Genomic DNA, 15,080 nt, shown 5'->3' with positions numbered 1-15,080 from the left:
GCGAGAAGCCGTTCTCTCTCAGGATCGCTCCTGCACGGTCGTCCAGGTCAATGTACCGATCGACCCGAAAGACCCCACCAGATGCCGAAGACCATGAACCGCGCTGCGCTCGCAGCCACCCTCACCGCTGCTGCGCTGGTGACCGCCACCTATGCGCCCGCGTCGGCGGAACCGGGCGGCCTGCTGGGCACCGAACCGCAGTCGGCGGACTGGCACAACGGTCTCGGTGGCTCGGTGATCGAGTACACGACCACCGATTCGTCCGGCGCCGAGCGCCCCGCCAGCGGCGCGCTGTTTCTGCCCGAGGGCGATGCGCCCGCCACCGGCTGGCCGATCATCGCCTACGACCACGGCACCCTCGGTTCCGGAACGAGCTGCGGTGGCCAGGCTGATCCCGATCTGGCCCCGCTGCCGGTCAACCGGGCCGCCGAGGACGAGCTGATCGCGCGCCTCGTCGACCAGGGCTTCGCCGTCGTCGCGCCCGATTATCTCGGCTTGGGCCGTTTCGACACCGGCCCCCACCCGTACCTCGAGGTGCGAAGCGAGGCCACCGCCACGATCGACCTCGTGCGCGCCGCCCGTGCCGCCAATGCCGACCTGTCGCGCACCTGGAGTGCCGTCGGCGCCTCGCAGGGTGGCCACGCCGCGCTGAGCACCGCGTCGGTGCAGGCGAGCTACGCCCCCGAACTCGACTTCCGTGGCACCGCCGCGGTGGACCCGGCCTCCGACGTGGAGAAGGTGCTGCCGCTGCTCGGACCTGGCGTCCCGGCGATGGAGGGCACCGCGGGCCTCACCGGTTTCACCGTGAGCATCCTGGCAGGCCTGCGCGACACCCACCCCGAGGCGCAGGTCGACTCCTACCTCACGCCAAAGGGCAAAGAGGTCCTCGACGCGGCGGGCGACCAGTGCATCGACGAGATCGTCGCTGATGTGAAGGGCCTCGGCCTGGGCGAGCTGTTCGCCAGGCCGCTGTCGGAGGGTCCGCTGCGCGCCGCCCTCACCGAGTACATGACCCTGCCGACCACCGGCTACGACGCGCCGATCCTGTTGCTGGTCAACGCGACTGACACGGTGGTGCCCTCGCCGCTGCACGCCGCGCTGATCGCCCAGTTCGCGGTCGGCGATGTCGACTTCGAGACGGTGACCGGGTTCGGCCAGCACACCACGCTGACTCCGCAGATGTGGACCGCCCTCGACAATTTCGTCGAGCGGATCAACGCGACGCCGCCGCAGCGCTAGTCGGGCCGCCGCGGTGCGGGTCGGTGCTGAACTATCCTGGTGCTCCGATCTTGATCGCCTGGTAGGGAGACGAACACTGTGCTGAAGAACCCGATCCGGGCGACGGTTGTCGCCGCGTTGGCCGCGAGCGCGCTGGCCGCGTCCGGTTTCGCGCCCGCGGCGGCCGAGCCCCCCGGTTCGCTCATCGCGGTGCAGGCCGAACCCGCGGGCTGGCACGGACTCACCAGGGGTTCGTCGGTCGAGTACTGGATGAGCGACTCGGCGGGCGTGCCGCGCCCGGCCAGCGGCGCGATGTTCCTCCCCGAAGGTGACGTCCCGGCCGGCGGCTGGCCGATCGTGGCCTACGCCCACGGCTCCTCGGGCGCCGGTCAGGGCTGCGGCGGTCAGGCAAACCCGGAGACCGGGCCGCTGCCACTGCACCGCGCCGCCGAGGACCGGCTGATCAAGCGTTTCGTCGACCAGGGCTTCGCCGTGGTCACCCCCGACTACCTCGGCCTCGGCCGTTTCGACACCGGCCCGCACCCGTATCTCGAGGCGCGCAGCGAGGCGACCGCGACCATCGACCTGGTCCGTGCCGCCCGCACCGCCAGCCCCGAACTGTCACGGACCTGGAGTGCCGCCGGCACCTCCCAGGGCGGGCACGCGGCGTTGAGCGCGGCGCACCTGCAGGCCGAATACGCCCCCGAGCTCGACTTCCGCGGGACCGTCGCCATCGACGCGGCCTCCGATGTGGAGAAGGTCCTGCCGCTGCTCGGGCCGAATGTGCCGTCGGTACCGGCACTGTCGGGCACCATGTCGTTCGTCGTCAACATCCTGGCCGGGCTGCGCGCCACCCACCCGGAACTCGACGTGGACTCCTATCTGACCGAGCGCGGCAAGGCACTGGTCGACGGCGCAGGCACCCAGTGCCTGGACGAGATCATCGCCGCCACCACGGGGGTGACCTCGGCCGAGCTGCTTGCGCGCCCGCTCGCCCCGCTCCGCGACGCGCTCACCGCGTACATGGCACTGCCGACCAGCGGCTACGACGACCCGATCCTGCTCACGATGAACGCCACCGACACGGTCGTGCCGTCTCCGCTGCACGCGGCACTGGTGGCCCAGTTCGCGGCCAACGGCGTCGACCAGCAGGTGCTCGTCGGTACCGGCAGGCACGGCTCGGTCACCCCGGAACAACTCGCCGCCATCGACGGTTTCCTCGCGCGTGTCAACGCGGCCCCGACACAGCGCTGAGCTGCCCGATCGACGAGGTTGGTAGGTTCTAGCGGTGTCCGAACCAGAGAATTCCGCTCGCGGTAGCCGTGCCGCACTGCTCGGTCCCGTCGAGGTGCGGACGCTGGCCGAACGTTTCGGCGTCCGACCGACCAAGCAGCTCGGACAGAACTTCGTGCACGACGGCAATACGGTGCGACGCATCGTGTCCGCGGCCGGTGTGGGCGCGGGTGACACCGTGCTCGAGGTCGGCCCTGGCCTCGGCTCGCTGACATTGGCGCTGCTCGACGTGGTCGACCAGGTGGTCGCCGTCGAGATCGACCCCGTGCTCGCCAACTACCTGCCCGAAACTGTTGCCGATCGCGCGCCCGGCCTGGTCGACCACCTGAAAGTGGTCGAAGCCGACGCGCTGCGGGTGCGGCCGGAGCAGTTGCCCGCCATGCCGACCGCGCTGGTGGCGAACCTGCCGTACAACGTGGCGGTGCCGGTGCTGTTGCACCTGCTCGCGATCCTGCCGAGCATCAAGGTGTCGCTGGTGATGGTCCAGGCCGAGGTGGCCGATCGGCTGGCCGCCGAGCCCGGTAACCGGGTGTACGGGGTGCCAAGTGTCAAGGCCGGTTTCTTCGGCAAGGTTCGCCGGGCCGGGCACGTGGGGACGCAGGTCTTCTGGCCGGTGCCGCGCGTCGAATCGGGTCTGGTGCGGATCGACCGGTACGCCGAACCGCCGTGGCCGATGGACGAGGCGCATCGTCGGCGGGTGTTCGAGGTGATCGATGCGGCGTTCGCGCAGCGGCGAAAGACGTTGCGGGCGGCGCTGTCCGGATGGGCGGGCTCGCCCGCCGAGGCCGAGCGTCGGCTCGTCGCCGCGGGTATCGATCCGACCGCGCGGGGCGAGACCCTCGAAACCGCGGCATTCGTCCGGTTGGCGGCGACGACTTAACTCGGCGAATCGTGGGCTCCCGCAGGGGAACCCGCAGTACACCGGCCGTTCATCGGGGCAGCTCGCGTGGCGCGGTGTGAAAGCAATTGTGGACAACCGGTTTTCGCCGCGTCCGCAGTTGATCATGATCTGCGGGCAGCGCTCCCGGTGGCGCCCCGGAATCGGTGTCTCACCAGGCCTGGGGAGCGCTGTGGATGATTCTGTGGATGATTCGATCTGCGTCAGCGGCAAGGGTGAACCGCTGGTGAACGTAGCGGTGTCGAGCAGGCGCGCCACTGTGCTGGGCGAGAACGCATCTCGCCCAGCACAACCTCGCGTCGGCGGTCGTGCGATCACGCGCTCAGTGCGTAACCCGCTTCGTCGACCGCGGCGGCCACCTCGGTGTCGGCGAGTTCGCTCGCGCTGTCGACCCGGACGAGGCCGCTGGCGAGGTCGACATCCACGCTGGTGACGCCGTCGATCTTGCCGATCTCCTGCTTGACCGAGCTCGCGCAGTGTCCGCAGGTCATCCCTGTGACGGTGTAGGTGCTGGTGGCCATGGCCGACTCCTTCGCTCATACGGTCCAGGGGTATGTCCCCGACACGAACGAACATACCCCCCATGGGTACCGAGCGCAACCCCGTGGCCGGGCGGTGCGTGTTCGGCGTACGTACTAGTCGGTAGAACCTATTACGCTTGGCAATCGTGCTGTCAGTTGTGCCCAGCCCGGTCGTCGTGCGAGCTCCGTCGAAGGTGAACCTGCATCTCGGAGTCGCTGATCTGCGCCCGGATGGATACCACGACCTCACCACCGTTTTCCAGGCGTTATCCCTGGCTGACGACCTGCGACTGGCCCCGGCCGCCTCGCTCACCGTGCGCGTCACCGGTGAAGGCGCGGCCGAGGTGCCCACCGACCGCACCAACCTGGTCTGGAAGGCCGCGGTCCGGTTGGCCCATCTGGCAGGCAGGGCCCCGCTGGTCGAGATCGCCATCACCAAGGGCATCCCGGTGGCAGGCGGCATGGCGGGCGGCAGCGCCGACGCCGCCGCGACCCTGGTCGGCCTGAACGAATTGTGGGATCTCGGCCTCGGCCGCGACGAGCTGTCCACCATCGCCGCCGAACTCGGCAGCGACGTCCCGTTCTCCCTGCACGGCGGCACCGCGCTGGGCACCGGCCGCGGCGAACGCTTGCTTCCGGTGTTGTCGCGCAACACTTTTCACTGGGTGCTCGCGCTCGCCAAGGAAGGCCTGTCGACACCCTCGGTCTTCCGTGAACTCGACCGCCTGCGCGCCGAAGGTGAGCCGCCGCGCCTGGGCGACCCCCAGAAACTCATGCAGGCACTGGCCGCGGGCGACCCGCACACCCTCGCCCCGCTGCTCGGCAACGACCTCCAGGCCGCGGCGCTGTCGCTGAAACCGGAATTGCGTCGCACCCTGCGCGCGGGTGTCGGCGCGGGCGCGCTGGCCGGGCTGGTCTCGGGGTCGGGCCCCACCTGCGCGTTCCTCTGCGAATCCGAGGAAGCCGCGATCGGTGTCGCCGCCGAACTGGCGGGCGCGGGCGTGTGTCGCAGCGTGCGCACGGCGAGCGGTCCGGTTCCGGGCGCCCGCGTGCTCGACGGTTCCTGACCAAACCCTCATTCGGAGCCAACCGCTTCTGAAAAATACGTCCATACCTTGGTGTTCGTCGAAGCGATCAACGCGTTCGGCGCAACCGAAGGAGTAATGGATATGCGCAAGACCTCCACCGCAGGCACCGTTCGTCGTCGCGTCGGAATGGCCGCCCTCGGCGCCGCCGCCCTCGCCGCAGTGGCCGTTCCCGGTGCCGCATGGGCGAACGACGACGCCGCGAGCCCTGTGGCGCAGGACCACAGCGTGACCGTCGGTACGAGCGACAACCCCGGATTCCGGGAAGGCGGCGCTTCCAATACCAAGCCGCTCGAAGTCTCGCCCGAGGAACTCCAGAAGATGATCGCCGACGGGCAGTTCGTCCAGGCCACCGAGGGCAACGGAGCGCAGGCCGACGGCACCATGACGACCAGCGGAGCGAACGGCACCACGAAGGTGCTGGAAGTCTCCGCCGAGGAGCTGGAGCGGATGATGGCTGACGGCGAGTTCGTCGAGGCGAAGCCGATCCGCTGACGCACGGGCACCGGCATCGCGGGGTCGACGTGATGTGACCGGCACACGTCGACCCCGTGCCCGCGTCTGCCGCCACCGGCCGGGGCTGTGCCGGTCTTGCCCCGCCGGGCGAACCCGTGTCGGACCAGGCAAGTAGGCTCGTCCGGGCGAACAGTCACGCGGAAGGCGGGCGAACTACCTCTATGTCGAACCTGATCAACCTCGAACAAGTCTCCAAGAGCTTCGGTATCAAGCCGCTGTTGGACGACGTATCCCTCGGCATTCACGCCGGGGAACGGATCGGGGTGGTCGGCCTCAACGGTGGCGGTAAGACCACGCTGCTCGAGGTCCTGACCGGACTGGAGCCGCCCGACAAAGGCCGAGTCAGCCGGGTGGGTGGACTGCGGATGGCCGTGGTCACCCAGCGCGGCGTGCTGCCCGAGGGCGCGAGCATCGGTTCGATCGTGTTCGCCGGGCTTTCCGACGACTTGTCGACCGCCGACATCGCCGACCACCAGTGGGCTGCCGATTCGCGCGTGCGCTCGATCCTCGAGGGCATCGGCATCGCCGATCTGGGCCTGGACACTCTCGTCACGAACCTTTCCGGTGGTGAACGCCGCCGCGTCGCCCTGGCGGCCGCCCTGGTGCGCGACCTGGACCTGCTGGTCCTGGACGAGCCGACCAACCACCTCGACATCGAGGGTGTGCAGTGGCTGGCCCAGCACCTGGTCGCCCGGCGCACCGCGCTCGTCGTCGTCACCCACGATCGCTGGTTCCTCGACACCGTCGCCAACCGCACCTGGGAGGTCGTCGGCGGCAAGGTGGAGGTCTACGAGGGCGGCTACGGCGACTGGATCTTCGCCCGTGCCGAGCGTGCCCGTCAGTCCGACGCCTCCGAAGCTCGCCGTCAGAACCTGGCCCGCAAGGAACTGGCCTGGTTGCGTCGCGGTGCCAAGGCGCGCACCTCCAAGCCCCGCTACCGCGTCGAGGCCGCCGAGGCCCTGATCGCCGATGTGCCCGCGCCGCGTGACTCGGTCTCGCTGGCCGCGTTCGCGCGCAAGCGCTTGGGCCGCGTGGTGATCGAACTCGAGGATGCCTCCCTGACCACCCCCGACGGTCGCGTGCTGGTCGACGACCTCACCTGGCGGCTCGCGCCGGGCGAGCGGGTCGGCCTGGTCGGCGTGAACGGGTCGGGCAAGACCACCCTGTTGCGCGCGCTGGCCGGGGAGACCGAGCCCGCCAAGGGCAAGCGGATCCAGGGTCAGACCGTGCAGATCGGCTGGCTGCGTCAGGAACTCGACGACCTGCCCACCGATATGCGCGTGCTCGAAGCCGTGCAGCAGGTCGCGCAGCGAATCATGCTGGGCGACAAGGAGATCTCCGCCGGTCAGCTCGCCGAACGGCTCGGGTTCACCCCGGCCCGCCAGCGCACCCCCGTCGGTGACCTCTCCGGTGGTGAACGCCGCCGCCTGCAGCTCACCCGCATCCTGATGGCCGAGCCGAACGTCCTGCTCCTCGACGAGCCGACCAACGACCTCGACATCGACACCCTGCAGCAGCTCGAGGATCTGCTCGACAACTGGGCTGGCACGCTGGTGGTCATCAGCCACGACCGCTACCTGGTCGAGCGCATCTGCGATTCCACCTGGGCCCTGTTCGGCGACGGCAAGCTCACCAACCTGCCCGGCGGCATCGATTCCTACCTGGCCAAGCGCGCCACCATGGCGGGCAACACCAAGCCGCTCACCGCGAAAACCGGTGGTACCTCGACGGATTCGTCCGATCGTCGCGCGGCCCGCAAGGAACTGTCGAAGGTCGAACGCAGCATCGCCAAACTCGACGAGCGCGAACAGAAGCTCCACAAGGCCCTCGCCGACGCCGCGACGGACCCGGACAAGCTGGTCACGCTCGGCTCAGAACTGAAGGCTGTCGTGGCCGAAAAGGAAGCGGCAGAAGAGCGTTGGATGGTACTAGCAGAGGAGGCCGACAACTGATCTCGGACGGACATGGGTAACTCCCGGGGTACGGGCTGGCCGGACCGGGAGACCTGCTGTCAGCCGCCGACGCTGCGTGACCGCGCACCCGAGTCCGGCCCGAAGTCGCGGGGAGGCGGGCTAGTGGTTTCGCGACCGTCGTTGATGACGACCGGGATACACGTCTGGACGAAGTCCGCCCCGAATTCGGTGAGGACGATGCTGCGGTAGCTCACCTTCGTCCCGAAACCGGGGCGCTTCATCGCTTCTCGCACCTGCTCCTGAGCCTCGATGACCTGGTAGCGGTGCGGGTTGCCGACCGGTTCGCGGGTGGTCTCGATGAGCCCCAACCGGCGCAGATTGGGCAGGTACTGCGGCACCCGGTTCGGAAACCGAAGGCCCGCATGCTCACCCAGCATCGTCAGCCCGCTGATCAGCCGCTCGCCGCCGAACGCGCGCTGGCGGCCGGTGCGCACGTCGAGGGACGGCTGTGCGCCGTCGACGTGCAGAAACCGCAGGATCCGGGCCTCATCCGGGGTGATCTCGGCGAGGATGCCGGGGTAGGCCGGATGGGTGTCGGGCTGGGTGGCATGGGTGCTGACGGACAGTCGCAGCAGTTCGGCGCCCTGTTCGCGCAGGGTCGGCATACCAGCGTCGCCGGGCTGTTCGGTGCCCGACGGTAAGCCGAGCGCGTGCCGAAGCCGTTCGCGCACTTCGGTTTCCGCTTCGGCGAGCACCTCGTTGGGCGGGTTGCCCGCCATGCTGCCGCGCAGGACCGTGGCGGTCACGCCGAGGGCGGTATCGAGGGTCCACAGCGTCATACCCGAGGCGGCGGTGAGGGCGACCCGGGCGACACCGGTCGCCACCCGCACTGTCCGTACCGGCGAGACCGGGAGCAGCCCGCGCTTGTCGCCGGAGACCTCGAGCGGCGGTACCGATCGTCGCACCACATCGGTGGACGGGGTCCCGTCGTCTACATCCATGTTGTAGCTACTCCTGTGCCGAAGACCAGGATATGAGCGTATCCGGCGAGCAGTCCCAGCGCGCCGCCGTGGACGAAAAGCAACCATTCGTCCTGTTTGATCGCCGAACGCAGCATGTCCACGAAGTCGTGCGGCGAAAGTGCGGACATTTGCCGGGCGATGTACTCGTTGACCTGCCTGCCCTGTTGGGCGTTGAACGCGGGGTCGGCGAAGGCCAGCGGCGCGATCGCCATGGCCTGCGCGGTGAGTGTTGTTTGCAGCGTGTCGTATTCGCGGCTGCCGAGCATGAACTTCACCGCGGGCCGCGCGGGTCCGAGGGCCCGATCGGCGGCGGGGCGCAGGGTGTCCTCGAGCATCTGCAGCGTGCGATCCGAGCGCGGGCCGTTGAGCAGTTCGTCGCCGATATTGGCGACGGTGACGACCTCGGTGGACACCAAAGCCGCATAACCGGCGGTGATTTCGGGCTGACGCTTGATCAGCAGACCCTGCCGCCACGGGCACCACCACTTCGGCGTGGCGGGCGCGAAGATCATGTTGATGCCGACCCAGTTCACCACCCAGCCGATGATGATCCCGCCGACCGGCAGCACGATCAGTGGCGAGAGCCCGGTGGTGTGCAGCGCCAGTACCAGCAGCAGCCCGCACGGTGCGCCGAAGTAGAAGCCGAAGTTCTGCATGAACCGCAGTTCCTTGGCGCCGAGTACCTCGAACAGTTGGTTGAGCAGTTGCGGTCGGGCCTGGAAGTAGCGGATCACCATCTGCTTCACATCGAGCAACTGGTCGATGTTGGCGCCGAGCTCGATCGTCAAGTCGCGCAGAATCTCCGGCAGTTGCGAGCGCACCCGCTCGTGGATCATCTCGCGCACGCCCGCGGGCAGGTTGTACCAGAGCTGCGGATGTTCGCGGCGCAGGATCACCTCGACGATGTCGCGGATCTGCGCGTCGGCCACCTCGGCCAGATGTTCGGCCAGCTTCTCCGGATCGAGCTCGCGGTAGAAGTCGGAAACACTGCCGAGCTTGGACAGCCCCTTGTCGACCGCGATGCTGGCCATCTTGTCGGCGCGCGAGGGCACGATGCCCTGCCAGCCGATCCGGCCGTCATAGCTGAGCAGCGGCAAAATCTGGATTCGCTTGGGCAGATAGGGGAAGACCGCGCGCAGACCGGGCAGCCGGAAACCGTGGAATTGGATCGGCTGGAACAGCATGAGAATGCCGGACCAGTTGGTTATGTAACCGATAATTCCTGTGAAAAGTGGAATGGTCAGAATTTCCAGCAGGAGTGTCGGGTGTAACCCGAACACACTCTCCAACACGACACGCCCTCCTGCCGATACCCGGTGACCACCGCCTCACCGAGAACCAAAATTTATCACCCCCGCGGCGAGGTGACCCTACTGTGAGATGGGGAACTGGGTCCATTCGTCGTGCGTCAGGCCACAGGGTAGTGTCTGAGACATCAGTCACAGAACCTGTCCCGAATGCCGTACTCGCCGTGGCGAGTCGGACACAATAACCACCAACACCGTTCGTGACAGGCCACAAATATCGTGCAGAGGGGACGCGCGATAGCTGGCAGTACTTGTTCACATGGCGAGACTTCGGAGTAGGACGTGACAGACGACAGGACCGGACAGGACCTGGCCCGTGCCGGTACCCGCGCCGTCGAGCGCAGCTCGGATGTCGAGCAGCGCCAGATCAGTAATGAGGCACGGTTGATCCGTGGCGTCTTCCGCGCCGCCGGATTGGCCGCCGGTACCGCGGTGCGCGGCAGCCAGTGGGCTGTCGGCACCACCTACGAGGTCACCAAGGAACTCGCCCAGGCCGCACTCGACGGGGAATCCTCCGCCGATATCGCCGAGCGCACCGGCAATGCCCTTCGCTCCATCGCGCGCAGCGCACTCGGCGTCACCGAGGGGTCGGTGCGCGAGATCGTCAGCTATGTGCCGACGCCCAACGGCGCGAACCAGCAGGCCATCACCGTCGGCCCGTACCTGCGTTCGGCCACCACCGATGACCTGCGCCGACGCGGCGACGCGCTGCTGGCCCGCTCGGCGGATGTGTACTTCACCGAGGACGTGCACCCGGCGTATGACCGCATCCTCGACGAGGTCGCGCCCGACGAGGCCCGCATCCTGCGGTTCATGGCCCTCAACGGTCCGCAACCCTCGGTCGACGTGCGCACCAACCGCCCGCTCGGCATCGGCTCGGAGCTGGTGCAGGGCGACCTGACCTCGGTTCCCGAGCAGGCCGGCGTGCGCTACCCGGACCGTTCGCGGTCCTACCTGATCAACCTCAACCGCCTCGGTCTCACGCTCACCTCCGACGATCCGGTGGTCCTGAGCCGGTACATGGTGCTGGAAGTGCAGCCGGTCGTGGAGCAGGCGCTCAAGAAGGCGGGCCGTGCGCCCAAGATCGTGCGCAAGAGCCTGCGACTGTCGGAATTCGGTGAGGATTTCTGCCGCACCTGCTTCACCATGGGGTAGCCCAGACAGCCGGGGCAGCCGGCGCCGGAGGTCACACTCCGGTGTCGGCAGTGATAGCGATCTGATACAGAACGGGCGGCGAGCCGTTTCTGGTGGGATCGTGGAGGGATGGATCAGGGCCCGGAATCTCCGAACGTGCACGTCGACGAACCTGTCGCGCCCGCGTGGATCGGTCCTGTGCCGTTGCTGCCCGGTGATGACGAGCCGTTGGTCGCCGGGTCGGACTCGGGGGAGGCGTGGATGGCGCTGTCGGATGACTCGACGCCGTCGGAGGATGACGACCAGCCCGCACCGATCGCGCGACCGCCGGATCACCCCGACGACCTCATCGCGATCAGCAGGCTGAAGTACCGCTACCTACGCAGTCTCGACACGAAGTCCTGGGACGAGTTCGCCGACACGCTGGTTCCCGAGGCGACCGCCACCTACAGCGAGTACCTGCAGTTCGAGTCACGCGAGGCCTTCCTGGCCTTCCTGCGCAACACCCTCGGCCCGCACGTGATCACCGAGCACCGCTGCGATCACCCCGAGATCGACGTCGACGGCGACACCGCCACCGGCACCTGGTACCTGGCCGACACCGTGATCATCCCCGAGCACAACATGTGCCTACGCGGCGCCGCCTTCTACACCGACAGCTACGTGCGCTGCGACGACGGGCACTGGCGCATCTCGCATACGGGTTACGAGCGCACCTACGAGGTAGTGCTCTCGCTCAGCGACCTGCCCAGCCTGCGGCTCACCGCGAGTCGCTGGGGAATGATCGCGCAGGAGAACCACATCTCGTCGGTGGAACGCAACCCCGGAGCTTGAATTTTTGGCGGCTGGCGCCGCAAACCCGTGAACGGCCGTCTGGGACGGGCTAATCCGCGGTCGCGACGAGCGGTTCGAGGGTGAGCTTCGGGTGTTCCTTCTCGATGTACTGCAGCCGCCACTTGTCGCTGAACAGCGCCAGGATCACGCCGTCGGTGCGGGTGAACACCTCGACCCCGCGCTGACGATCCAGCTCGGGCGCCGACTCGGCATCGGTGCGCCGGGCCAGGGTGAAGGGCAGGAAGTCCAGCTGGGTCTCGACGTTGAACTCGCCCTGCATCCGGGCGGTGACCACCTCGAACTGCATCGGACCGACCGCGGCCAGCACCGGGGTGGCGTCGCCGCGGGCGTCGTTGCGCAGCACCTGCACCACGCCCTCGGAGTCGAGCTGGTCGATGGCCTTGCGGAACTGCTTGTACTTGCCCGCGCTCTGGGCCCGCAGCGTCGCGAAGTGCTCGGGCGCGAAGCTCGGGATCGGCGGGTATTCGACCTTCTTCTCGACGAACAGCGTGTGGCCCGGCGCGAGCGCGGTGGCGTTGACGAGGCCGACGACATCGCCGGGGTAGGCGGTGTCGACGGTGGTGCGTTCGCGGCCGAAGACCGTCAGCGCGTACTTGGTGGCGAACGGGCGACCGGTCTGCGCGTGGGTCACCACCATGCCGCGTTCGAATTCACCGGAGACGATCCGCATGAATGCCAGCCGGTCGCGGTGAGCGGTGTCCATGCCTGCCTGCACCTTGAAGACCACCGCGCTGAACGGGTCACCGGTCGTGCGTTCCTTGCCGGTCACGTCCTCGCGCGGACCCGGCGCCGGCGCCAGCTCGACGAGCGTCTCGAGCAGTTGGCGCACACCGAAATTCAGCATCGCCGAGGCGTAGATGACCGGTGAGGTCTGGCCGGCGAGGAACATTTCCTGATCGTGGTCCTGGCCCGCGGCCGAGAGCAGTTCGCTCTCCTCTGCGGCGGTCGTCCACGGTTCGCCCTCGCGCGCTTCGGCTTCGTCGGCGGTGAGGTATTCCTCGGGTGCGATGGTCGCGCCACCGGCGGTACGGGTGAAGTGGATGTACTGCGCCGCCTCGCCCTCGGGTCCACGGCGCAGCAGACCACGGAAATCGCCCGCGATGCCGACCGGCAGGAAGAGGGGAGTGGGCGTGAGGCCGATCCGCTCGCTGATCTCGTCGAGCAGGGCCAGTGGATCCTGGCCGGGCCGGTCCCACTTGTTGATCACGGTGATCACCGGGATGCCACGGTGACGACACACCTGGAACAGTTTCAAAGTCTGCGGTTCGAGGCCCTTGGCCGCGTCGATCAGCATCACCGCGGCGTCGACGGCGGTGAGCACGCGGTAGGTGTCCTCGGAGAAATCGGAGTGACCGGGGGTGTCGACCAGGTTGATCACATTGTCGATATCGGACCCGGCGACCCGGTAGTTGAACTGCAGCGCGGTCGAGCTCACCGAGATACCGCGCGCCTTCTCCATCTCCATCCAGTCCGACACCGTCGACTTGCGACCGGCCTTACCGTGGATGGCGCCCGCCTCGGAGATCATCCGCGCGTGCAGGGCCAGTGCTTCGGTGAGCGTCGACTTACCCGCGTCGGGGTGCGAGATCACGGCGAACGTACGTCGACGGGCCACCTCGGCGGGTAGCCCGCGTGGGGTGGCGGCGACGATTTCTCCGGACTCGCTCAACGGATGAGACCTTTCGCAGTGGGCGGCAACTTATCCAGCCTAGAGGTCGGGCTTATCGCCAGGTCGCCGGGGTGGCGGCCCTGATTTTCACCGGCGATGCACGTGCGGTATGGTTGGCGGGTTGTCTCGGCGAGGGTGAGTGCCCGTTTTGGTGCGCACACCGTGATCGACGCGGCTCGGCTGAGTTGTTTGGGCCGTCCTCGTTCGTTCTTCGTCCGACGAGCAGACCTTGACCCCACCAGGAGGGTCACCCACGACCGAGCCGTAGGAGCGCATTCGTATGTCCGACGCCAATCTGATCGAAGCCGCCGTCCGCACCGAATTCGGTAAGGGCGCCGCTCGCCGTACCCGTCGCGACGGCAACGTGCCCGCCGTGCTGTACGGCCACCACGCCGAGCCGCAGCACCTGTCGCTGGACGCCAAGGCGTTCGCCAAGATCCTGCGTCTGCACGGCACCAACGCCATCCTGAACCTGCAGATCGACGGCCAGCCGCAGCTGGCGATGACCAAGTCGGTCGTCGTCCACCCGATCCGCCGCTACATCGAGCACGCCGACCTGCTGATCGTCAAGCGTGGCGAGCGCGTCACCACCGACGTCAACGTCGTGGTCGTCGGCGACGCCGTCTCCGGCGCCCTGATCACCCAGGAACTCAACAGCCTGTCGATCGAGGCCGACGCGATGAACCTGCCCGAGACCATCGAGGTCTCGGTCGAGGGCGTCGCCACCGGCACCCAGATCCTGGCCGGCAACATCGCGCTGCCCGAGGGCGTCACCCTCGCCGGTGACCCGGAAGCGCTGATCGTCAACGTCATCGAGGCGCCGTCCGCCTCGCAGATGGACGACGAGGGCGAAGGCACCGCCGCCGACACCGTCACCGCGGAGACCGCTCCCGAGTCCGAGTAGGACTGCGCTACGGTTCGGCCTGTGACCGAATCTTCCGGGCCCGCGCTCGTAGTCGGACTGGGCAACCCCGGCCCCGAGTACGAGCGCACCCGCCACAATGTGGGCTTCCTGGTCGCCGATGTGCTCGCTGAGCGCGTCGGCGGCCGTTTTGCCGTGCACAAGAAGTCCGGCGCCGACCTGTTGCAGGCGCGCCTGGACGGCCGTCAGATCCTCATCGCGAAGCCGCGCACGTACATGAATCTGTCCGGGCGGCCGGTTGCCGCGCTGGCCAAGTTTTTCTCGGTGCCCGCCGATCAGGTGATCGTGGTTCACGACGAGCTGGATCTGCCGTTCGGGACGTTGCGGCTCAAGCAGGGCGGCGGCGAGGGTGGACACAATGGTCTGCGGTCGATTTCGCAGGCGTTGACTACCAAGGAGTATCTGCGGACGCGGATCGGGATCGGGCGTCCGCCGGGGCGGCAGGATCCGGCCGATTATGTGTTGAAGGCGTTTTCGGGGCCGGAGCGTAAAGAGGTTCCGGTGATTGTCGAGCAGGCTGCTGATGCGGTGGAGATGCTGTTGAAGGTTGGGCTGGAAGCGGCTCAGAACAGCCTGCATTAGGGTTTTTCAGTCGGCTGGCAGTGGCCCGGGGGTTTGAGTAGTCCCTGAGGTTTGGGGCTGTGTTTATTGGAGCGCTGGCGCGCTCGAGCGCGGCCCCCTGGGGGCCGCGAGTTAGCCGCCGTTGCTGGAGGCTGCGCCTCGTCGC

The 15,080-nt window shown here is 68.0% G+C and carries 14 protein-coding genes; 10 read left to right on the top strand and 4 right to left on the bottom strand.

Annotated features, from left to right (window positions below; all coding sequences use genetic code 11):
* The first annotated feature begins 81 nt into the window (after positions 1 to 81).
* The 3 genes from ACFWUP_RS27785 to rsmA all read left to right on the top strand — a co-directional run bounded on the left by ACFWUP_RS27785 (position 82) and on the right by rsmA (position 3,391).
* Positions 82 to 1,239, top strand: a complete 1,158-nt coding sequence (locus ACFWUP_RS27785; protein WP_379238928.1) for a lipase family protein — start codon at positions 82 to 84, stop codon at positions 1,237 to 1,239.
* A gap of 78 nt (positions 1,240 to 1,317) precedes the next feature.
* A complete protein-coding gene (locus ACFWUP_RS27780) occupies positions 1,318 to 2,472 on the top strand; it encodes a lipase family protein (protein ID WP_379238927.1) in 1,155 nt (384 codons plus the stop codon).
* 34 nt (positions 2,473 to 2,506) lie between these two features.
* A complete protein-coding gene (gene rsmA / locus ACFWUP_RS27775) occupies positions 2,507 to 3,391 on the top strand; it encodes a 16S rRNA (adenine(1518)-N(6)/adenine(1519)-N(6))-dimethyltransferase RsmA (RefSeq protein WP_379238926.1) in 885 nt (294 codons plus the stop codon).
* A gap of 332 nt (positions 3,392 to 3,723) precedes the next feature.
* Here rsmA and ACFWUP_RS27770 read toward each other — a convergent pair whose 3' ends face one another.
* The gene (locus ACFWUP_RS27770) at positions 3,724 to 3,930 is read right to left on the bottom strand and encodes a heavy-metal-associated domain-containing protein (RefSeq protein WP_379238925.1); all 207 of its coding nucleotides are present in this window, start codon (positions 3,928 to 3,930) and stop codon (positions 3,724 to 3,726) included.
* Positions 3,931 to 4,076: 146 nt separating this feature from the next.
* Here ACFWUP_RS27770 and ACFWUP_RS27765 point away from each other — a divergent pair, with 146 nt between their 5' ends.
* The 3 genes from ACFWUP_RS27765 to ACFWUP_RS27755 all read left to right on the top strand — a co-directional run bounded on the left by ACFWUP_RS27765 (position 4,077) and on the right by ACFWUP_RS27755 (position 7,483).
* Entirely contained in the window at positions 4,077 to 4,997 is a 921-nt protein-coding gene (locus ACFWUP_RS27765; protein WP_379238924.1) for a 4-(cytidine 5'-diphospho)-2-C-methyl-D-erythritol kinase, read from the top strand.
* A 102-nt stretch (positions 4,998 to 5,099) separates the two neighbouring features.
* Complete coding sequence (locus tag ACFWUP_RS27760; RefSeq protein WP_379238923.1) at positions 5,100 to 5,510, top strand: hypothetical protein; 411 nt, start codon at positions 5,100 to 5,102, stop codon at positions 5,508 to 5,510.
* Positions 5,511 to 5,692: 182 nt separating this feature from the next.
* Positions 5,693 to 7,483 (top strand): ABC-F family ATP-binding cassette domain-containing protein, encoded by a 1,791-nt coding sequence (locus tag ACFWUP_RS27755; RefSeq protein WP_379238922.1) that lies wholly within the window; start codon positions 5,693 to 5,695, stop codon positions 7,481 to 7,483.
* Between the two features lie 59 nt (positions 7,484 to 7,542).
* On the opposite strand, the gene ACFWUP_RS27750 is transcribed toward ACFWUP_RS27755, so the two are convergent.
* Together ACFWUP_RS27750 and ACFWUP_RS27745 are read right to left on the bottom strand one after the other, a co-directional pair.
* On the bottom strand, positions 7,543 to 8,445 hold the full coding sequence (locus ACFWUP_RS27750; protein WP_379238921.1) for an Abi-alpha family protein: 903 nt from the start codon (positions 8,443 to 8,445) through the stop codon (positions 7,543 to 7,545).
* On the bottom strand, positions 8,436 to 9,758 hold the full coding sequence (locus ACFWUP_RS27745; protein WP_379238920.1) for a hypothetical protein: 1,323 nt from the start codon (positions 9,756 to 9,758) through the stop codon (positions 8,436 to 8,438). The genes ACFWUP_RS27750 and ACFWUP_RS27745 overlap by 10 nt, the downstream gene beginning before the upstream one ends.
* Positions 9,759 to 10,055: 297 nt before the next feature.
* Between ACFWUP_RS27745 and ACFWUP_RS27740 the strand changes: the two genes are divergently transcribed.
* Together ACFWUP_RS27740 and ACFWUP_RS27735 are read left to right on the top strand one after the other, a co-directional pair.
* On the top strand, positions 10,056 to 10,928 hold the full coding sequence (locus tag ACFWUP_RS27740; RefSeq protein ID WP_379238919.1) for an Abi-alpha family protein: 873 nt from the start codon (positions 10,056 to 10,058) through the stop codon (positions 10,926 to 10,928).
* Between the two features lie 294 nt (positions 10,929 to 11,222).
* Positions 11,223 to 11,741 (top strand): nuclear transport factor 2 family protein, encoded by a 519-nt coding sequence (locus ACFWUP_RS27735; protein ID WP_379238979.1) that lies wholly within the window; start codon positions 11,223 to 11,225, stop codon positions 11,739 to 11,741.
* A gap of 49 nt (positions 11,742 to 11,790) precedes the next feature.
* On the opposite strand, the gene ACFWUP_RS27730 is transcribed toward ACFWUP_RS27735, so the two are convergent.
* The gene (locus ACFWUP_RS27730) at positions 11,791 to 13,431 is read right to left on the bottom strand and encodes a peptide chain release factor 3 (protein ID WP_379238918.1); all 1,641 of its coding nucleotides are present in this window, start codon (positions 13,429 to 13,431) and stop codon (positions 11,791 to 11,793) included.
* A gap of 280 nt (positions 13,432 to 13,711) precedes the next feature.
* Here ACFWUP_RS27730 and ACFWUP_RS27725 point away from each other — a divergent pair, with 280 nt between their 5' ends.
* Positions 13,712 to 14,335 carry a 50S ribosomal protein L25/general stress protein Ctc gene (locus tag ACFWUP_RS27725; RefSeq protein ID WP_379238917.1) on the top strand — a complete coding sequence of 208 codons (624 nt, stop codon included), beginning with the start codon at positions 13,712 to 13,714 and terminating at the stop codon, positions 14,333 to 14,335.
* A gap of 21 nt (positions 14,336 to 14,356) precedes the next feature.
* Entirely contained in the window at positions 14,357 to 14,935 is a 579-nt protein-coding gene (gene pth / locus ACFWUP_RS27720) for an aminoacyl-tRNA hydrolase (protein ID WP_379238916.1), read from the top strand.
* Positions 14,936 to 15,080 lie beyond the last annotated feature (145 nt).

Origin of the sequence: Nocardia sp. NPDC058658, assembly GCF_042716665.1 — a bacterium.
GTDB lineage: Bacteria > Actinomycetota > Actinomycetes > Mycobacteriales > Mycobacteriaceae > Nocardia.
The sequence above is the reverse complement of the archived record's forward strand: the minus strand, read 5'-3'. Positions and strand labels throughout refer to the sequence as shown.